Source organism: Devosia sp. 919, assembly GCF_013185965.1.
Classification (GTDB): domain Bacteria; phylum Pseudomonadota; class Alphaproteobacteria; order Rhizobiales; family Devosiaceae; genus Devosia.
In genome coordinates this window covers 2172412-2191821 of record NZ_JABAOL010000001.1, presented here as the reverse complement: position 1 = coordinate 2191821, position 19410 = coordinate 2172412, and the positions used below count along the sequence as shown (strand labels likewise).

The following is a 19410-nucleotide window of genomic DNA, read 5'->3' as shown; positions in this document are numbered from 1 at the left end:
GGAAACCAAGCCATGCGGGATCAGTCCCTCCAGTTTTTACGCGATCTGGTGCAAACGCCTTCCCCGAGCGGTTATGAGCAGCGCGTTGCCCAGCGCTACCGCAGCTATGTCGAGCCGCTTGCGGACGCGGTGTCCGTTGACCTGCATGGCAACGTCATTGCCGCCCTCAACCCGGCCGCATCCACCAAGATCATGCTGGCCGGCCACATGGACGAGATCGGCTTCATCCTCCACTATATCGGCGAGGAGGGGCTGCTGTATTTCAGCGCCATCGGCGGGCATGACAGCGTCATCCCGGTTGGCCAGACGATGTGGGTCCATGGTCGCAACGGACGCGTTGCCGGCGTTGTTGGTCGCAAGGCCATTCACCTGATGGATCCGGACGAGCTCAAGGAAAAGCCCAAGCTCAAGGAGCTCTGGATCGACATCGGCGCCGGCTCGCGGGCCGAGGCGCAAGCGGTGGTCGCGCTTGGCGACGTGGTCACCTACCAGCAGGAGTTTCAGCCATTGCTGGGCGATCGGGCGGTCGGCCGCGCTTTTGACAACAAGGCGGGCCTGTTTATCGTGGCTGAAGCCCTCCGGCTGCTGGCGGAGAACGGTGGCCTCCACCCCGAGGTCGGCGTTTATGCGGTGGGCACCGTGCAAGAGGAGATCGGTTCGCGCGGCGCTCGCACCGCCGCCTTCGCCATTGGGGCGCAAAGCGGGATTGCCGTGGATATGGAACATGCCATCGACTACCCTGGGGTGAGCCCGTCCCAGCACGGGCAACTCGAGCTGGGCAAGGGCCCAACGGTGTCCCTCGGCGCCAACACCAATCGCGTCCTGTTCGACCTGGTGACGCAGGCCGCCGAACGGGAAGCTATTCCCTACCAGGTGCAGGTCGCGCCGGGCGCCACCCCGACCGACGCCAACGCCTTGCAGCTCAACCAGGCCGGCATGGCCACGGGCCTGCTCGGCGTGCCATTGCGCTACATGCATACGCCGGGCGAGGTGGTCAGCCTCACCGATGTCGAGCATTGCGCGCGCTTGGTTGCCGCTTATTGCCGGATGGTCACGCCGGAAACTGACTTCACCCCGCGCTAAACGGGGGGATCCCGGCTAGGAAAGCTTTTCGACCTCGCCGCCATCCTCGACCCAGTCCTTGAAGCCACCAAGGTTAAACACCTGCTGATAGCCCATATCCTTGAGGGTCTTGCCGGCAAGGGCCGAGCGGCCGCCGGAGGCACAATGCAGGATCACCGGGCGGTCCTTGGACAGGTTGGGGTCATGATATTGCGTCGCCTCGTCGGCTCGAAACTCGAGCATCCCACGCGGGATGTGGACCGAACCCGGAATTTTGCCGCTGGCCTGCAACTCGGGCATGTCGCGCACATCCACGATCACCGCATGCTCTTCGGCAACCATCCGGCGCGCGTCCTCGGGCGAGATCCGTGGCACTTCCGCATTGGCCGCCGACAAAAGCTCTTTCACATTGGTCGTCATCGCGTCCTCCTCTTGATCAGGCACAACCTACGCCTCTGCGCCATCCGAGGCCAGTCACCCCGTCGGGGAGCCTACCCGCCCGGCGACCACTGCCACCTCCTCGGGGAACCTGCCGCATTGACCCGCCAGGAGCGAAGGGCCTATTGCTCGCATCATGTCCCCACCAGCCGTAACGATCCGCCAGGCACGGCTTGAAGACCGGCCGTTGCTGAACCAGGTGATGCTCAATGCTTCGCTTGCCGTTGAAACGGGCGAGGTGCTGCGCCGCCTGACCGAAGCGCCGGGGCATTTCCGGATCGACGAAGATTTGCTCCGTCACGGCCAGATCGTCGTAGCCGAAGCCAATGGGGCGCCGGTAGGCTTTGCCGCCTTCAGCATCGGGGGCAGCGAGTTTGCCGAGCTGGCCGGCATGTTCGTTGATCCACCTTATTGGCGCCGCGGCATTGGCCGGCAGATCCTTGAGGCGGTTGAGCGCGAGCTGCTGGTGCGGCAAGCCACCGGCATCCGGGTGGTGGCCGGCACCACAGCAGTGCCGTTCTACCAGGCACAAGGTTTCACCGTTGTCGGCAAAGAAAAAACCCCGCTTGGCCCCGTGGTGCCGGTGATGACCAAATCCATTGGCTAGCACCACAACGGTTTCCCGCTCCGTTCAGGCGCGGTTCACCTCACCCCTTCTAGTGTCGGCGCAAAGAGGAGGTAGCCATGTCCAAGATCAAGCTTTTGCTTATTGCCGGCGCGACCGCGCTGTCGGCCTTGCTGGGCTTGGGCGTCGCCGCTCAGGCTCAGGTGGTGCAAGGGGAGGAACATTGCGTCGTCAACATCCCCGCCACTGATGCGCTCAACGTCCGCTCCCGTCCGGGTGCCAGCAGCCGGGTCGTGACTACCCTGCCCTATGGCAGTTGCGGGGTCATGGTCATGGCGGCATGCCAGGGTTCATGGTGCCCCATCGAGGACGGGCACTATTCCGGCTGGGTCAACCGCCGCTATATCTCCATGGTATCGCCGGCAATCTATTGCGTCAGTGGCGTTGCGCGGAATGACGTCCTTAACCTGCGTGCTTATCCCTCCCCAAGCTCGCGCATCCTGACGGGCCTTAGCCCACGTGAATGCGACATCGCCTTCCTGCCCTATGCAGTTGGCAGCTGGCAGAAGGTGCGGGCCGCTGGCTGGGAAGGCTGGGCTAGCCGCCGCTATTTGTCAGGCCAGTGAGGAACACTGGGGCATCTCCTCGCCCGCGGCTTTATCGCCCGTTTGATGTAGATGCTCTCGATCTGTTGAACTTAATTTTCGTTCATACCCGAACGATTTATCCCCCGCGGCATTCCCTAATCATCGCGGTGGGCGAACAAGGAGCAAAAAACATGAAAAAGATTATGGCGGGCGCCTGCGCCGCTCTTATGGCAATCACCAGCTTTGGCGCAGCAAGCGTCCCGGCAGCAGCACAGCCGCTGCAAATCACTTCCGAAGCGCAGTTCCTCACTGTCCAGAACCGTGGATGGGATCGCGGTCGTGACCGTGACCACCGCCGTGGTGGCTTCGAGCGCCGTGGCAACTATGGCTACTATAATGGTCACCGTGGCTCGCGGGAACGCCGCTCGGGCTGGCGTCAGCACAATGGCTACTGGTTCCCACCGGCGGCCTTCATCGCTGGTGCCATCATCGGTGGTGCGATTTCCAACCAGAACAACAACAACAGCAATTCGGGCCCGGTCCGCATCACCCGCGAGCATCTGCGCTGGTGCGAAAGCCAGTACCGCTCGTACCGCGCTTCGGACAACACCTTCCAGCCCTTTAACGGGCCGCGCCAGCAGTGCGTATCCCCCTATATGCGCTAAGCGCGTCTAAAATCCTCCAGCGAGGCGGCTCTTCGGAGCCGCCTTTTTTGTTTTGGGCGGAGCTTACCGCGGCACCTGAACACTGGCGATCCGGAACCAAAACTGCCGGTCCGCCGCCGATTGATCCTTCCGGTGTGCATGTCGGTGCCTGCGGGCGATCAGCCCTAGACGGCGCAGCACCGGTGTTAAAAACTTGCCCCTCCGTGCTAGACTGCAGCTTTGGAGTGAGCATGAGTACCAGCGAGCAGCACGAATATCGGGTGGAATCCTACAACACCGATCCTGAGGGGCGCGCCCAGCAGTCGGAGGTGAGCACGGTATTCGCCTCCACCCCGGAAGCGGCCGCGATGAAAGTGCTGCACGAAGAACTGCACACCATCGGCGATATCACCCGCCTGCGCGCCCGGGTGACGCAACTCAACCAACCAAGCCCGGAGCGGGTCACGACGCTTTACAGCAAGGCGTGATCGCTGGTCCGCGTCCGGGAAACATCGGGCGCTAACCTGGGCAGCAATGGCCGAACCCTCCCCTTTTGTCGCGCATTTCGGGCGCTAAGGAGGAGATCCAAATGCCGACACTCGACGACGAAGACATCAAGCGCCGCGCGCACCAGATCTGGGAACGGGAAGGCCGACCCGAAGGACGTGAGTTCCAGAATTACATGGATGCCGTCGCGGAATTGACGGCGGAAGACGAGAACAGCTCGGATCGCCCGACCCAGGCGCTGTCCGGCCTCAGGACCAATCTGCAGCCCGGCGGCATTGCGCCGGTCGGCGGGGCGCCCAACGTGGGCAGCATTGGCACCGGTGGCGGCCAAACCGCTGGCAACGCCACCGGCACTGCGCGGGGCGAAAATTCCGAATAGCGCCAGGGCGCCCTTCTCGCGGCGACCGCGCCAGGGGCCCTAGCCCGCGCCCCTTGCCCGCTCCGTTTCGCCGCGGAGCGAGCGAGGCACAATCCTTAAGGATAAGTCCCGCCTTGCCCAGGTAGGAGCGGAACCAATGGTTTTCGCCCTCCGTTTGCCTGCATTGAGCTGAGGCGCACCACGCCCCGCCATTCCTTCAATCATCCAGTGATGACCGTAGCACATCGACTTAGACTTCGTTGTCCAGCTTAGCTTCAAGGTGGGATGAATGTCAGGAAACCAGGCCAGCATACCGCCGGAGCGCAAACCGCCCGAGCGCACGCCGACGGGCACCAAGCCGCAGCCGACAATGCCATCCCGGCGTACTTGGCTGTGGTTCCTGGCGCTGCTGGCAATCAACTATCTCGTCGTCAGTTTGTTGTTTCCGGCGCCCGGAGCCCCCGAGCCGATCTCCTACACGACCTTCCGTGCGGAACTGGCGCGCGACAATGTGGAAGCCATCCATACCCAGGGCGACCGGGTCGAGGGCAGGTTCAAGGCGCCCATCGAATGGGCGCCGCCCGCCACGGAGGGGCAACCCGCCGGCACCCCGCGCACCATTCAGGATTTTACCACCATCCTGCCCATGTTCGTCGACCCAGGGCTCGATACCGAGCTGATCGAGCATGGCGTGGATATCCGCGCCACCCCGCTCCAGACCGAACCCAATCTGTTTGTCACCCTGCTTTATGCCTTCGGGCCGGCCCTGATCATTATCGGGCTTTATGTCTGGCTGTTCCGCCGCGCCGCCAAGCAAGGCGGTGGCATGTTGGGCGGCATGGCCGGTATATCGGGGATCGGCAAAAGCCGGGCCAAACGCTTCGACAAGGAAACCGACAGCAAGGTTACCTTCAACGATGTTGCGGGCATCGAGGAAGCCAAGAACGAACTGGTGGAAATCGTTGATTTCCTGCGCAATCCCGCCAAATACACCCGCCTCGGCGGCACCGCGCCCAAGGGGGTTCTGCTCGTTGGTGCGCCCGGCACCGGCAAGACACTGCTCGCTCGCGCCGTGGCCGGAGAAGCCGATGTGCCGTTCTTTTCCATGAGTGGTTCGGAGTTCGTGGAAATGATCGTGGGCGTTGGCGCCGCCCGCGTGCGGGACCTGTTTCAGGATGCCCGCAAACATGCACCCGCCATCATCTTCATCGATGAGATCGACTCGATCGGTCGCGCCCGCGGCCAGGCGGTGCTCGGCGGCGCCAGCGAACAGGAGCAGACCCTCAACCAGATCCTGACCGAAATGGACGGTTTTTCTAGCCGCGAGGGCATCATCGTGCTCGCCGCCACCAACCAGCCCGACGTGCTGGACCGCGCCCTGCTCCGCCCCGGCCGCTTCGACCGCCGTGTCGTGGTCAATCTTCCCGACAGCAATGGCCGCGAAGCCATCTTCAAGGTGCATACCCGCAAGATCCCCTTGGCCGCCGATGTGGATCTTGCCCATCTCGCCAAAACCACGCCGGGTCTGTCGGGCGCCGATATCCGCAACCTCGTCAACGAAGCCGCGCTCCTCGCCGCTCGCCGCGAAGAAGAAGAAGTGCATCAAAAGGACTTCATCGATGCGCTTGAAAAGATCATCCTGGGTCCCGAGCGCCCCATCATCCTGAGCGAAGCCGACAAGGAGCGCGTCGCTTATCACGAAGGCGGCCACGCCATTCTGGGCCTCGTAGTCCCCGGCGCCGACCCGGTGCAGCGCGTCACCATCGTGCCCCGCGGGCAGGCCTTGGGCGTAACCTATCAGCGGCCCCTCACTGACCGCTACAACTATCCAGAGAGCTATCTCCTGGCCAAGATCGTGGGGATGCTGGGCGGGCGCGCCGCCGAAGAAATCGTTTATGGCACCCGCACCACGGGCGCGGAAAACGACATCGAGCAGGCCACCCAATTGGCCCGCCAGATGGTCACCCGCTGGGGCATGAGCGACAAGCTCGGCATGGTGCAACTGGCCCCGCGCCAGAACGCCTGGACCGGCCAGGGCATGCTAGGCAATGACAAGCCCTATAGCGAGGAAACCGCGCGGCTGGTGGACTCCGAAGTGCTGCGGATCATCAATGAGTGCCATGAGCAAGCCAAAGCCCTGTTGCGCGAACATCGCGGCAAGCTCGATGCCCTTGCCCATGCCCTCCTGGACCGGGAAACGCTTGACGAGCACGAGATTCTGGCCGTCACCGGCCTTTCCGGGGAAACCAACCAGCCAGACCAGCCGCCCCAGGAAGCGCTGACACCCGCTGGCGCCGACTAGATGGGGCTGCAGCCCCGCGCCAAGGAACCCTCATGGCCGCGCATCGGGAAGACCATGTTACCAATCGGATCGGCTGGCTGCGTGCCGCAGTTCTGGGCGCCAATGACGGACTGCTTTCAACGGCTAGCCTCGTTGCCGGTGTGGCCGCCGGCTCGGGCGACAGGACCGCTATCCTCCTCGCCGGACTGGCCGGGGCGATCTCGGGCGCTTTGTCGATGGCGGCAGGCGAATATGTTTCGGTCAGTTCGCAACGCGACGCCGAGCGCTCGGACCTTGCCCGCGAAACCCAGGAACTCCAAGCCGACCCCGAAGGTGAACTCAACGAGCTCACTGCCATCTATGCGTCGCGCGGGCTTGATGAAGCCCTGGCCCGCACCGTCGCCACGCAGATGATGCAACACGACGCGCTGGCCGTGCATGCCCGCGAGGAACTCGGCATCGATCAGGGCACCCTGGCTCGCCCGGTGCAGGCCGCCGCTGCTTCTGCCGCCAGTTTTGCCGCCGGCGCCATCATCCCCGTTGCCACAGCCTATTTCGCCGCTGCCGGTCAAACCCTGCTGCCGCTGTATGCGGTAACGCTGGCAGGGCTCGCTCTTCTGGGAGGGCTTGGTGCCTGGGCCGGCAAAACCCCGATCTTCATGCCCATGGTCCGGGTGGTCGGCTGGGGGGCGCTCGCGATGGTGATCACCTCGGCTGCCGGCTGGCTCTTCGGCGTCGCCCTTTAGCTGCCGGCGGCCCCGGGGCCACAATGCAGAGCCGGTAATCAGCCCGGCAAAAGCGCTTTTCGGCAAGCCCTTGCGCCGGGCCATCACCCCGGCGTCGCCGTTATCCATCATTGGCCGGCTTTGCCGGTGCTTTGATGCCGGCCAGCGTGAGCGTGCGCTCCAGCAACTGCTCGTAGATCGGTCGGCCGCCTAACCACTGCGCAGCCAGATTGGCTGCAAGGCAGGTGGTCAGCAGCGGCACCGTCGCGCCGTAGGCACCGGTAAGTTCGAGCGTCAACACCACCCCCACCATCGGCGCGCGGACCGAGGCGGTGAAAAGTCCGCCCATTGCGGCAATGGCAAAGGCCGCCGGCACCACGCCGGCATCGGGCATTGCAGCACTGGCAAGGGCGGCGAAGGCCAGCCCAACGCATCCCGCCAGCGACAGGATCGGCGCGAAGATCCCACCCGGCACGCCCGTTGAATAGCTACCGACCGTGGTGCAGAACCGCGCGGCCGCCAGGGCCAGCAGCACCACCACGCCGGGCTGCTCACGCACCAGTGCCGGGATCAGCGCTTCTCCGCCCGTCACCGTTTGTGGAGACAGGGCCAGCAGCGCCCCCACCAGCAGCCCGACCACGGCCGGGTACAGATAGGGCGCCCGTTCCTGCGCTGCTCCGGCAAAAGCCAGGGCCTTGAGGATGCAAGCGTTGAGCGCGACGCCCACACCACCAAGCACACAGCCGAGCAGCACGAACAAGGGCAGCATGGGCAACGGCACTTCCGGCGCAGCGAGCACAAGGTCCGGGGCAGCGCCGCCGATCCATTGGGTCACCACGGTGGCGAGCAGCGCGGCAATGATCACGCCCATATAGGTGCTGTAGCGATAGGGAAATTGCCGCCGCATTTCCTCGATCACGAACAAAACCGCGGCAATCGGCGAATTGAAGGCACAAGCCAAGCCCGCGGCCGCGCCCGCCGCCAGCAAGCCGCTGCGCTCCGTGGCCGTCAGCCCGAAGCGCGCCGAGACCATCGCCGCCACCGACGCGCCGATGTGGATGGTCGGCCCTTCGCGTCCCAGCACCAGCCCCGAGCCGATCGCCGCCGCACCGGCGAAAAACTTGATCGGCAGCACTCGCGTCCAGTGGATCTCGCGCAGGCCATCCATCGCCCCTTCCACTTCCTGGACACCGCTGCCGCTGGCCTCGGGCGCCCAATGGCGCACGAGCGCCACAGCTGCCACCGTTACTGTCATGGTGATCAGCGCTGCCGCGAGTACCAGCAGCGGCCCGTCCACAATTTGGCGCAGCTGCGCGGGCCATTGCAGCAGGGCATTGATCGCGAGGTGGAACATCGACCCGATCGTCCCCGCGATAATCCCCACCATCACGGCCAGGGCGAGATACCGCCGCTGCGCCCGGCGCTCGTCGGGTCTGGATCGTGCTGGAGCAGGATAGTCCATGCGTCCACCCCTCCGGGCCAACACTGCGGCGGCCCGCAGCTTCAAAGGCTGGCCAGCTCTGAAGGGTTACGCGCGAGGGCGGGAAACGAACCCCCTGCCGGGACAAGTTTGTTTAACCATGGTTTCCACTTCCATTCGCGCAGCCGGCATCCGCGCGCCGCCCTCCGGAATTCGAGGCTCCGCTGTGCACCCCACCACAAGGGCTCCGGAGGTCCAAAATGCGCGGAAATGCGCGGGAGCCCTCATGGTGAGTTGCGAAGCGTAGCGCAGCCTCGAACCACGAGGGCGGCCATCACCACCCCCAAAACTTATCCCCGCCCCCGAAAACCTCAGGCACAATCCCCTTGTTCCCGGGCAAGCTGCGCGGTCGCGACGAACGGTCGGTGCGGGAATATCGGATGGGTTTGGGGTCGCCCAAATTCCTTCGGGACGAGGATGATCCGGGACCGATTTCATCCCCCGGTCCATGAAGCCCCAGGGCTTCTGGCGTTTGGCACGGGTCTAGCCACGGACGGTCCTCACCGAAGAGTCTCCGATAGAACATGGGGCGAAGCTTGCTTCACCTTCTATTTCCCGCCGGACGACCGGCACCGAGGCGAACTTCGCCCCATGTCGCAGTTCTTGCTGCGATGCCCGCCTGCCCCATACCCGCACGGCCCAAGGCCGGTGCGGCTTTTAGTGCAGGCGCGTCAGCTCGCTGCCGCCACAATGTGAGCACTCTGCCCAATGGTTCGGCACCGCAACTTCTTGCCCAACACGAAGGCCTATTCTGATTGACTTGGCTCCAAGCCGGTGCTGCACTGCCAAGAACATAAGCCTTGCGGGCATTTGCGCCCCATTCGGACGACCATCTGGCCGCCGGGTGGGGCTTTTTTGTTTTGGAGCCTGGTTTGTCCGTTCTCGAACAAACTGTGACAGTTGGCCTACTGTTCTCCACCACCGGCGCCTATGCGGCGCTCGGGCGCGAAGGCCTTGCCGGGGCGCAGCTCGCCGTCCAGGCGCTTAATGCCAGCGGCACCCTGCCCTTCCGCATTCTAGCCGAGCATCGCGATCCGCATGGCATCACCGAGCGCTATGCCGGCATGGCGGCGGAGATCATTGCAACCGGCGCCCGCCATATCATTGGCTGCACCACTTCATGGAGCCGCAAGGAAGTTATCCCCGTGCTCGAAAAGCACGACGCAACCCTCTGGTACCCCTGCCCTTATGAAGGCTTCGAGTGCAACGAGCAGGTGGTCTATCTCGGCGCCTGCCCCAACCAGCACATCCTGCCGCTGCTGCAGCACATCCTGCCCCGCTTCGGCAACAACGGCTATCTTGTGGGCTCCAATTATATCTGGGGCTGGGAAACCAACCGCATCGCCCGCGACATCATCGAGCAGTCCGGGGGCTCAGTTGCGGGTGAACGCTATGCGCCTCTCGGCGACGCTGATCTCGGCCATATCCTGCGGGACATCCGTCTCAAGCGCCCCGACTTCGTGCTCAATACGCTGATCGGTCCATCTTCCTATTCGTTCCTCGAGGCGTATCATGCCCTGGGTGAGGCCGATCCCGATTTCTCCATGGAGAAGCGCCCGGTGGTGAGCTGCAATCTGGCCGAAGGGGAAGCGGCGCTGCTCGGCCACAAGGCCGCGGGGCTCTACACGATCGCCCCCTACTTCCAGGCCCTGCGGACATCAGCCAACCAGCATTTCCTCGGTCAGCTCGACGCCACCAGCCAGCCGGTCTCGGCCTTCTTCGCCCAGGCCTATAGCGCCGTCCAGCTGCTCGTCGCCGGCCTCCTTGCAGCGGAAACGGAGGACGGCAGATCCGTGCTCGCCTCGCTTAACCAGGCCACGCCCTCCACCCCCCTGGGGCCGCTGCAAATCATGGCTGCCAACAACCATGCCGTTCTCACCCCTCACATCGCCCGGGTCACCGCCAGCGGCGCGCTCGCCATCATCGAGCAGCGCGACGAGCCGATCGCACCCGAGCCCTATCTCGCCCATACCAGCCTCGTCGTTTCCGCCGCGGACCGGGTGCGCGCCGGCAGCAATTTGCGAGTGGTGAAATGAGAACGGCCGATCTCACCCCCAATTTCGTCGGCCAGCGCGCCGCGATCCTGCACCGCCCGCATGCCGTGGTCGACGCCATTGTGCGCCAGCTCGAACAGCTGGGCATCCGGCCAACCCTGTGCTGGCCCGAACTGCCCTCCGACTCCGCCACTGCCCCCGCCGACCTGCTGTTTTTCGACGCCGATATGGGCCACGACGGCCAGTTCCCCTGGCCTGCCGGCACCGCGCCCATGCCCACCATTGCCCTCATTGGCTCGGAAGCGCCCGGGCGGCTCGCTTGGGCTCTCCGGCAAGGCGCCGATGCGCATCTGCTCAAGCCGGTGGGCAGTGGCGGCATCTATGCGGCACTGGTGATCGCCACATCGGCCTTCCGGCAGCGCACCGCGCTCCAGGCCGAACTGTCGGGGCTACGCGACCAGCTCGCCGGCCGCCAGGTGGTGGCGGAAGCCACCGCGCAGCTGATGGCCGCAGGCGCCGGCACGGCCAGTGCGGCCTATGACATCTTGCGCCAGATGGCGATGAGCGAGCGCGTCACCATCGAGATCATGGCTGCCCGCTTGGTGCACCAGGAAGGGGAGCACAATGACCGACGTTCTCGCGCCTGAACTGGCGCCCGGCGGCGTTCCCGCCGCGCCGGTCAAGCCCGCTTCGGTGCTGTCCCAATTGCTCCATCGCCCGCTCGCGGTGATCGGCCTCCTCATCATCACCCTCGTCGTCGCAGCCGCGGTCCTTGCCCCATTGGTCGCCCCCTATGATCCGGGCGAGCAGTTTTTCGAGGGCCTCACCATCGAAGGCGCCCCGTTGCCGCCCAATGCGCAGTTCTGGTTCGGCACGGATCTCCTCGGCCGCGATCTCCTCAGCCGGCTGATCTATGGCGCCCAGACGTCGCTCACCATCGGGGTCGTCGCCAACGGCATTGCCGTGACCATCGGCGCGCTGGTCGGAATCACCGCCGGTTATTTCCGCGGCATCATCGGCACCGTCCTTATGCGCTTCACCGATCTGATGATGAGCTTTCCCGCCCTGCTCCTCGCCATCGTGCTCGCGGCGATCTTCCGCCCGAGCCTCTGGATCGTCGCCATCGTCATCGCCATGGTCAACTGGGTGCAGGTGGCGCGCGTCCTTTACGCCGAAACCAGCTCGCTGGCGGAACGCGACTTCATCACCGCCGAACGCTCGCTGGGTGCCGGCTCGGCCCTCATCCTCTTCCGCCACATCCTGCCCCATCTCGTGTCCACCATCATCGTCTGGGCGACGCTGGGGATCTCCACCACCGTGCTGCTCGAAGCCACGCTGAGCTTTCTGGGTGTCGGGGTGCGGCCGCCCACCCCCTCCTGGGGCAACATCATCTTCGAGAACCAGAGCTATTTCGCCTCCGCGCCCTGGCTCGTCTTCATCCCCGGCTTTGCCATCATCCTCCTGGCCCTGGGCTTCAACCTTGTCGGCGATGCGCTGCGCGACATTCTCGATCCCACCTCGCGGGGGCGCCAGCCATGACCCTTTATGTGCTCCGGCGTCTGCTCCAGGCCGTGCTGATCCTCTTTGGCATCAGCCTCATCACCTATGCCCTGCTTTATCTCCTCCCCGCCGATCCCGTGCGCCAGATCGCCGGCCGCAGCGCCACCGCCGAAACGGTGGAAAGCATTCGCCAGCAACTGGGCCTCGACCGGCCCGTTTACGAGCAATACTGGCGCTATCTCACCGGCCTGCTGCAGGGCGACCTCGGCCGCTCCTATCTGCAGCGCACCGAAGTGGCCGACCTCATCGCCTCGCGCTTGCCGGCGAGCCTCCTGCTGATGGCCGGCGGCATTTTTTGCGAGCTGGTGATCGGCCTCACGTTGGGCGTGCTGGCGGCAGTGCGGCGCGGTTCCGCCTTCGACAATGCCCTCATGGTGGCGTCCTTCGTCGGCGTGTCAGCACCGCAGTTCGTCGCCGGCATCCTGCTGCTTTATGTATTCGCCGTGCAGCTGGGATGGTTCCCCATCGGCGGCTACGGCACCTTCCAGCATCTGGTGCTGCCGTCCCTGACCCTTGGGCTGCTCGGCGCCGGCTGGTACGCCCGGATGATGCGCTCCTCCATGATCGAGGTGCTGCGCCAGGATTTCATCCGTACCGCCGAGGCCAAGGGCATCAAGCGCCACCAGGTGCTGCTGCGCCACGCCGTCCCGAACGCCATCCTGCCGATCCTCGCCATGATCGGCATCGATATCGGTATCTTCATGTCCGGCATCGTCGTGGTGGAAAGCGTCTTTAGCTGGCCCGGCATCGGCCAGCTCGCCTGGCAGGCGATCCAGCGCGTCGACATCCCCATCATCATGGGGGTGACGCTGGTTTCCGCCTGCGCCATCGTCATCGGCAATCTGCTCGCCGACCTCGCCGCCCCCTTCATCGATCCCCGCATCAAGCTGCGCTGAGCGAGGATCCAAATGTCCGTTCAAACAAACGCCGTTCAAGGGAGAAACCACAAGATGCGCAAATCACTGCTGGCGGGGGTCGCCTTCGCCGTCCTTCTCGCCGCCTCACCCACAATGGCGCAGGACGCCAAGCAGGGTGGCGCCATGATCGTCACCTATCAAAACGACGTGGCGACGCTCGATCCCGCCATCGGCTATGACTGGCAGAACTGGTCCATGATCAAGTCGCTCTTTGATGGCCTAATGGATTACGAGCCGGGCACTTCGACCCTGAGCCAGGGCCTCGCGGAAAGCTATGAGCTTTCCCCCGACCAGCTGACCTATACCTTCAAGCTGCGCCCCGGCGTCAAATTCCACAACGGCCGCGAGATGACCGCCGATGACGTGAAATACTCCTTCGAGCGCGTCACCGCTCCCGCCACCCAGAGCCCCGGAGCCGGCTTCTTTGCCTCCATCGAGGGCTTTGATGCGATGGCTGCGGGCGAAGCGACCGAGCTTTTGGGCGTTATGGTGGTTGATCCGCTCACGGTCTCGGTCAAGCTCACCCGCCCCGACGCGACCTTTCTCCATGTCATGGCACTCAACTTCGCGTCCATTGTCCCCAAGGAAGCGGTAGAGGAATGGGGCGCCGATTTCGCCACCCACCCCGTCGGCACCGGCGCCTTCAAGCTGGCGGAATGGACGCTGGGCCAGCGCCTTGTCTTCGAGCGCAACGCCGATTACTGGGAGCCGGGTCTGCCCAAACTCGACCAGATTACCTTCGAGGTCGGCGTCGAGCCCAGCGTGGCGCTTCTGCGCTTCCAGAACGGCGAGATCGACATGCCCGGCGACGGCATTCCGCCCGCCCAGTTCGTCCAGGTCAGCCAGAACCCGGATTATGAGGGCCTCATCGTTGAAGGCGGCCAGCTCCACACCGGCTACATCACCCTCAACGTCACCCAGCCGCCCTTTGACGACCTCAAGGTGCGCCAGGCCGTCAACATGGCGATCAACAAGGATCGCATTGTTCGTGTGATCAATGGCCGGGCCGTTCCCGCCAACCAGCCCCTGCCCCCGACCATGCCCGGCTATGCGCCGGACTATGAGGGCTATGCTTATGATCCGGAAGCGGCCAAGGCGCTGCTGGCCGAGGCCGGCCATCCCGATGGCTTTGCCACCGAGCTCTTTGTCTACAACACCGATCCCAATCCGCGCATCGCCCAGGCCATCCAGCAGGACCTAGCCGCCATCGGCATCACGGCCGAAATCAGCTCCCTCGCCCAGGCCAATGTTATCGAAGCCGGCGGCAATGGCTCGGCCCCGATGATCTGGTCGGGCGGCATGGCCTGGATTGCCGACTTCCCCGATCCCTCCAACTTCTATGGCCCGATCCTTGGCTGCGCCGGCGCGGTTGAAGGCGGCTGGAACTGGTCCAAATACTGCAACGAGGACCTCGACGTCCAGGCCGTTGCCGCCGACTCCGTGACCGACCCAGCCCGGCAGGCCGAGCGCGAGCAGATGTGGCGCGACGTATTCCTCGGCGTGATGGAGGACGCCCCCTGGGTGCCCGTCTTCAACGAGCAGCGCTTCACCCTTCGCTCCGAACGCCTCGGCGGCCCCGACGCCATCTTCGTCGACCCCGTCCACATCCCCGTCCACTACGATCACGTGTTTGCCAAAGATGTGCAGTAACTGCGACTACACCATTCACCGCGCGCATCATCATTTCGGGTGGGATCGTTCGATCCCGCCCGTGCAAACGGTGGCGCCCGGTTCAACTGTTCTGTTCGAGTGTCACGACAGCGGCTCGGGTCATTTTACCCCCGACAGCACCGTGGCCGATGTCCCCACGCTTGACTTCTCGAAGGTCAATCCCGTCACCGGCCCCATCCTGGTCGATGGCGCCCAGCCCGGCGATGCGCTCAAGATCACCATTGATGGCTTCCAGCCCTCGGGCTTTGGCTGGACGGCCAACATCCCCGGCTTCGGGCTCCTTGCCGATCAGTTCACCGATCCGGCGCTCCTGCTCTGGAAATATGATGCCGCCTCCATGAGCCCCACCTTGTATTCCGACAAGGGCAAGGTGCCGCTCAAGGCCTTCCCGGGCACGATCGGGGTGGCGCCCGCCGAGGCGGGCACTCATTCCGTGGTCCCGCCTCGCCGGATGGGTGGCAATCTGGACATCCGCGATCTCAGCACTGGCACCGTTCTCTACCTGCCGGTCGAGGTGGAAGGCGCGCTGTTCTCGGTGGGCGACACCCATGCCGCCCAAGGCGATGGCGAAGTCTGCGGCACCGCGATCGAGAGCCAGATGAACATCGCGCTCAAGTTCGAGCTGATCAAGGGCGCCAATCTTGCCTTCCCGCGCTTCACAACCCCGGGCCCGGTCACCAGCCATCTCGACACCGAGGGCTTTGAGGTCACCACCGGCATCGGACCCGACCTGATGACCGGGGCCCGCGCCGCCGTCGGCGACATGGTGGAGCTGCTGGGCAAGCTGCACGGCATCAGTGCCGAGGATGCTTACATGCTCTGCTCGGTTTGTGGCGATCTGCGCATTTCCGAGATCGTCGACATGCCCAACTGGGTCGTTTCCTTCTACTTCCCCAGGATCGTCTTTGAGTGACCCCCTGCCCAGCCATCGTGGCGACCAAGGCTTGCGCTCTCCCCTTCCGGGGGAGAGCCTAGCCATGGCGGCGCCGCTGCTTGCCCTGTCCAATCTGGTGATTGAAACCGCGGGGCCCCACCCGACGCGGCTGGTGGATGGGCTCTCGTTCACCCTCGAGCGCGGCAAGACCCTCTGCATTGCCGGGGAAAGCGGCTCGGGCAAATCGCTGACGGCATTGTCGCTGATGCGCCTGCTCGGCCCCGGCCTGCGGGTCAGCAGCGGCACCGCTCTCCTCGACGGCCAGGATCTGCTTAAACTAACACCTGAACAGATCCGCCAGGTCCGGGGCCGGCGCCTCGGCATGATCTTTCAGGAACCCATGACCTCTCTCAACCCGATCCAGACCGTCGGGCAGCAGCTGGGCGAGGCCATCAATGCCCATCAGCGCCTGAGCGCCGCCGACACCGCCCACCGGGCGCGCGAACTGCTCGACCAAGTGCAGATTCCCGAACCCGCCCGCCGGCTCAAGCAGCATCCGTTCGAGCTCTCCGGCGGCATGCGCCAGCGCGTGATGATCGCCATGGCGCTGGCCCAAAGCCCCGACCTCATCATCGCCGACGAGCCCACCACCGCCCTCGACGTCACTGTCCAGGCGCAAATCCTTGCCCTCTTGCGCAAGCTGCAGGCCGAGACCGGGACGGCTATCATCCTCATCACCCACGATATGGGCGTCGTCGCCGAAATGGCCGACGACGTGCTGGTGATGCGCAAGGGCGTGATGGTAGAAAGCGGCCCGGTGGGCCAGATCTTCTCGTCGCCCCAGGCGGACTATACCCGCGCCCTGCTTGCCGCCGTGCCGCGCCTTGGCGAGATGACCGGCACCACAACCCCCAAGCGCGCCTCGGCTCCGGCGCCAGCTGAGAAACTGATTCAACCCGCTGGCAGAGTCGTTGAGGTAAAGGACCTAACCGTCCGCTTTGACATTCGTTCTGGCCTCTTTGGCCGCGCGGGGCAACGCGTCCACGCCGTCGAAGGCATCTCCTTCGGGCTCGATGCGGGGGAAACGCTGTCCCTTGTCGGCGAAAGCGGTTGCGGCAAGTCCACCACCGGCAAGGCCTTGGCCAATCTCGTGCCCTTCCGCGGCGACGTCGTCGTCAATGGCTCCAATCTCAAAGGGCTGTCTGCTCGCGAGATGAAGCCGGTGCGCCGCGACATCCAGATGATCTTCCAGGATCCCTATGCCTCGCTTGATCCGCGCATGCGGGTCGGTGACCTCGTAATTGAGCCGCTCCATATCCATGGGCTGGCGCAAGGCAGCGAACTCCAGGACCGCGCCGCCGAGCTTTTTGACCAGGTCGGCCTGCCGCGCGACGCCCTGCGCCGCTATCCGCATGAATTTTCGGGTGGCCAGCGCCAGCGCATCTGCATTGCCCGCGCCCTGTCGCTGCAGCCCAAGGTGATCATTGCCGACGAAAGCGTTTCAGCGCTTGATGTTTCGGTCCAGGCGCAGGTGCTCGATCTGCTGCAGGATCTGCAAAGCCGGTTCGGCATCGCCTATCTTTTCATCTCGCACGACATGGCCGTCGTCGAGCAGATCAGCCACCGCGTCGCCGTGATGTATCTGGGCCGCTTCGTCGAGATCGGCACGCGGGCGCAGATCTTCGAGAACCCCCAGCACGCCTATACCAGGCGCCTGCTGTCGGCGGTGCCGATCCCCGACCCGGCCCGCGAGCGGCGGCTGTATCTGCCCTTTGGCGATCTGCCCAGTCCTGTCCGCCCCCTTGGCTACGAGCCGCCGCCGGTCAACTGGCGCGATGTGGGGCACGGCCATCTCGTTGCCGAGGAAGCGGCGTGATCTGCCGGACTAGGCCAGCGCCTTGGACTTGATGCGGCTGAACTCGTCTTCCGATATAACGCCCGCTTCCCGCAGGGCATGCGCATCGGCGATTTCGGTGGCGGGAGAACGCCCGGCAACCGAGCGGATATAGTTCTCCGTTTCTTCGCTCATGCGCTGCAAGTCCTGATTGCGGCGGATCGTCATGCCGCTGCCGCGCACCACCAGGTAAACCAGCGCCGTTAGTACTGGAAAGATCAGCAGCGCGATGATCCAGACGGCCTTGGCAAAGCCGCTGAGGTCGCGGTCCCGAAAGATGTCGGCGATGATCTGGAACAGCACCATCAGGTACGAGATCAGGAAAAAGCTCCAGAGGATCAGCCACAGGAACTCCCAAAAGTCGGAAGACATTTGCTACCTCGCGAACACTCTCTTGGTGCTCTCACCATTCCATTGCCGGGCTCTTGCGTCTTGCTCCAAAGCTGATCGTGCCTATTGGCCGGTTAGTGGAAATAAGCAAAGAAGCCTCGATTTCTTCGGTGCTATTGCGCCGCCTGTTCCGGCTGCTCCTCTTGCTTTGGCAGGCAGAACGCTGCGAGGGAACGCTGCATGACGTTGCGATCCAGCCCCTCCCCGATCACGACAATCCGGGTCCGCCTGACACCATCGGGCCAGGCGGGTAGATGCAGCGGCTTGTGGATGAGGTGCTGCACGCCATGGACGACCACCGGCGTTTCCGCCCCCTCAATGTCGATCAGCCCCTTGAGCCGCAAGATCTTGCGCCCATGGCTATGGATCAACATGGAGAGCCATAGGGCAAAGCGTGGCCAGGCAATCGCCTGATCGGCCTCCAGCACAAAGGTGCCGATACTGCCGTGCTGACCCGCCTCGTGTCCGTGATCCTGACCTCCATCAACGCCGAGCCAGGGCGCTACAGTTGCCACCCGGCTGGCGGGGTCGTTGAGCGTATCGAGCAGCAAAGCTTGAGCTGGCTCCCCCATTTCGTCGAGCACCACGACATTGGCGGCCCCGTTGTTACGGGCGAGTTGCTGCCGCAGGTCCGTCAATGCCGCCGCGTCCGCCAGGTCACCCTTGCTGATGATGATATGGTCGGCGACCGCCACCTGGCGCCGGGACTCCGCAAAGCCCGCAAGATTCCCCATCCCATTGGGCACATCCACCACGGTTATGACATTGCCCAGCCGCAGATGATATTTCAGCATCAGGTCGGCGCTGAGTGTCGCGATGATCGGCGCGGGATCGGCCAGTCCCGTGGTCTCGATCACGAGCCGGCTGAACGGGCTGATCTCGCCCCGCCGCACCCGCTCGAACAGCGACAGGATGGTGTTCTTGAGGTCGACCCGGATAGTGCAACAGATGCAGCCGCTTTTGAGCAGCACCACACCATCATCAACCGGCTGCACCAGCAGATGATCGATCCCCACCGCGCCGAACTCGTTAATGATGACGGCGGTGTCGGCCAGCGCCGGTTGCGCCAGCAGCCGGTTGAGCAGCGACGTCTTCCCCGCCCCCAGAAAGCCGGTGATGAGATGGGCGACCACCGGCTCCCGAACGCCGCTCATCGCCCCTTCGCCTCCAGTTGTGCCAGCACCGCCGGGTCGAGCGGATCGCAGGGCCGCCCGATCAACTTCTCGGCCTCAACCCACACGGCGCCCAGATTGTCGACCACCGCCATCTTGCCGGTTCGGCTGCGCAGCGTATAGCGCCCCGCCCAGCTCTCGAGCTTGAGGCCGAACAGTGCCAGCACGTCGTTGGCCGCCACGGCCCGCAGGTGCCGATCCGCTGCGGGCCGGGTTGCACCCGAGGCTTCACCGGGCCCGCTGGTCCAGTGGTCGGCATGATTGAGCACGCCGCATAATCCGCACATGCCG

The 19410-nt window shown here is 64.5% G+C and carries 20 protein-coding genes; 15 read left to right on the top strand and 5 right to left on the bottom strand.

From position 1 onward, the window contains the following. The first annotated feature begins 12 nt into the window (after positions 1-12). Positions 13-1083 (top strand): M42 family metallopeptidase, encoded by a 1071-nt coding sequence (locus tag HRQ64_RS10775; protein WP_172123280.1) that lies wholly within the window; start codon positions 13-15, stop codon positions 1081-1083. Between the two features lie 15 nt (positions 1084-1098). Here HRQ64_RS10775 and HRQ64_RS10770 read toward each other — a convergent pair whose 3' ends face one another. Continuing rightward, positions 1099-1482 (bottom strand): rhodanese-like domain-containing protein, encoded by a 384-nt coding sequence (locus tag HRQ64_RS10770; protein WP_172123279.1) that lies wholly within the window; start codon positions 1480-1482, stop codon positions 1099-1101. A gap of 154 nt (positions 1483-1636) precedes the next feature. Here HRQ64_RS10770 and HRQ64_RS10765 point away from each other — a divergent pair, with 154 nt between their 5' ends. From HRQ64_RS10765 to HRQ64_RS10735, 7 genes are all read left to right on the top strand, one after another. Further along, on the top strand, positions 1637-2107 hold the full coding sequence (locus HRQ64_RS10765; RefSeq protein WP_172123278.1) for a GNAT family N-acetyltransferase: 471 nt from the start codon (positions 1637-1639) through the stop codon (positions 2105-2107). A 77-nt stretch (positions 2108-2184) separates the two neighbouring features. Further along, on the top strand, positions 2185-2691 hold the full coding sequence (locus HRQ64_RS10760; protein ID WP_172123277.1) for an SH3 domain-containing protein: 507 nt from the start codon (positions 2185-2187) through the stop codon (positions 2689-2691). A 152-nt stretch (positions 2692-2843) separates the two neighbouring features. Beyond that, on the top strand, positions 2844-3317 hold the full coding sequence (locus HRQ64_RS10755) for a BA14K family protein (RefSeq protein WP_172123276.1): 474 nt from the start codon (positions 2844-2846) through the stop codon (positions 3315-3317). A 230-nt stretch (positions 3318-3547) separates the two neighbouring features. After that, positions 3548-3784 carry a hypothetical protein gene (locus tag HRQ64_RS10750; RefSeq protein ID WP_172123275.1) on the top strand — a complete coding sequence of 79 codons (237 nt, stop codon included), beginning with the start codon at positions 3548-3550 and terminating at the stop codon, positions 3782-3784. A 101-nt stretch (positions 3785-3885) separates the two neighbouring features. Beyond that, complete coding sequence (locus HRQ64_RS10745; RefSeq protein ID WP_172123274.1) at positions 3886-4182, top strand: DUF2934 domain-containing protein; 297 nt, start codon at positions 3886-3888, stop codon at positions 4180-4182. A 268-nt stretch (positions 4183-4450) separates the two neighbouring features. Beyond that, a complete protein-coding gene (ftsH, locus tag HRQ64_RS10740) occupies positions 4451-6463 on the top strand; it encodes an ATP-dependent zinc metalloprotease FtsH (RefSeq protein WP_172123273.1) in 2013 nt (670 codons plus the stop codon). 32 nt (positions 6464-6495) lie between these two features. Next, positions 6496-7188 (top strand): VIT family protein, encoded by a 693-nt coding sequence (locus HRQ64_RS10735; RefSeq protein WP_127753001.1) that lies wholly within the window; start codon positions 6496-6498, stop codon positions 7186-7188. A 100-nt stretch (positions 7189-7288) separates the two neighbouring features. Here HRQ64_RS10735 and clcA read toward each other — a convergent pair whose 3' ends face one another. After that, complete coding sequence (gene clcA, locus HRQ64_RS10730) at positions 7289-8629, bottom strand: H(+)/Cl(-) exchange transporter ClcA (RefSeq protein WP_172123272.1); 1341 nt, start codon at positions 8627-8629, stop codon at positions 7289-7291. An 890-nt stretch (positions 8630-9519) separates the two neighbouring features. On the opposite strand from clcA, the gene HRQ64_RS10725 reads away from it, so the two are divergent. The 7 genes from HRQ64_RS10725 to HRQ64_RS20165 all read left to right on the top strand — a co-directional run bounded on the left by HRQ64_RS10725 (position 9520) and on the right by HRQ64_RS20165 (position 17539). Beyond that, a complete protein-coding gene (locus HRQ64_RS10725) occupies positions 9520-10683 on the top strand; it encodes a transporter substrate-binding protein (RefSeq protein ID WP_210258539.1) in 1164 nt (387 codons plus the stop codon). Next, positions 10680-11288, top strand: coding sequence for an ANTAR domain-containing protein (locus HRQ64_RS10720; protein WP_172123271.1), 609 nt, complete (start codon positions 10680-10682; stop codon positions 11286-11288). Before HRQ64_RS10725 ends, HRQ64_RS10720 begins: the two co-directional genes overlap by 4 nt. Further along, the gene (locus tag HRQ64_RS10715) at positions 11266-12180 is read left to right on the top strand and encodes an ABC transporter permease (protein WP_172123270.1); all 915 of its coding nucleotides are present in this window, start codon (positions 11266-11268) and stop codon (positions 12178-12180) included. The genes HRQ64_RS10720 and HRQ64_RS10715 overlap by 23 nt, the downstream gene beginning before the upstream one ends. Further along, positions 12177-13097 carry an ABC transporter permease gene (locus tag HRQ64_RS10710; protein ID WP_172123269.1) on the top strand — a complete coding sequence of 307 codons (921 nt, stop codon included), beginning with the start codon at positions 12177-12179 and terminating at the stop codon, positions 13095-13097. The genes HRQ64_RS10715 and HRQ64_RS10710 overlap by 4 nt, the downstream gene beginning before the upstream one ends. A gap of 54 nt (positions 13098-13151) precedes the next feature. After that, positions 13152-14768 carry an ABC transporter substrate-binding protein gene (locus HRQ64_RS10705; protein ID WP_172123268.1) on the top strand — a complete coding sequence of 539 codons (1617 nt, stop codon included), beginning with the start codon at positions 13152-13154 and terminating at the stop codon, positions 14766-14768. After that, a complete protein-coding gene (locus tag HRQ64_RS10700; RefSeq protein WP_172123267.1) occupies positions 14758-15702 on the top strand; it encodes an acetamidase/formamidase family protein in 945 nt (314 codons plus the stop codon). The genes HRQ64_RS10705 and HRQ64_RS10700 overlap by 11 nt, the downstream gene beginning before the upstream one ends. 64 nt (positions 15703-15766) lie before the next feature. Next, positions 15767-17539, top strand: coding sequence for an ABC transporter ATP-binding protein (locus HRQ64_RS20165; RefSeq protein ID WP_248308203.1), 1773 nt, complete (start codon positions 15767-15769; stop codon positions 17537-17539). Between the two features lie 9 nt (positions 17540-17548). On the opposite strand, the gene HRQ64_RS10690 is transcribed toward HRQ64_RS20165, so the two are convergent. From HRQ64_RS10690 to HRQ64_RS10680, 3 genes are all read right to left on the bottom strand, one after another. After that, positions 17549-17929, bottom strand: a complete 381-nt coding sequence (locus HRQ64_RS10690) for a PLDc N-terminal domain-containing protein (RefSeq protein ID WP_172123266.1) — start codon at positions 17927-17929, stop codon at positions 17549-17551. Between the two features lie 131 nt (positions 17930-18060). Then, on the bottom strand, positions 18061-19101 hold the full coding sequence (locus HRQ64_RS10685) for a GTP-binding protein (protein ID WP_172123265.1): 1041 nt from the start codon (positions 19099-19101) through the stop codon (positions 18061-18063). After that, on the bottom strand, positions 19098-19406 hold the full coding sequence (locus HRQ64_RS10680) for a hypothetical protein (RefSeq protein ID WP_172123264.1): 309 nt from the start codon (positions 19404-19406) through the stop codon (positions 19098-19100). The genes HRQ64_RS10685 and HRQ64_RS10680 overlap by 4 nt, the downstream gene beginning before the upstream one ends. Between the last annotated feature and the right edge of the window lie 4 nt (positions 19407-19410).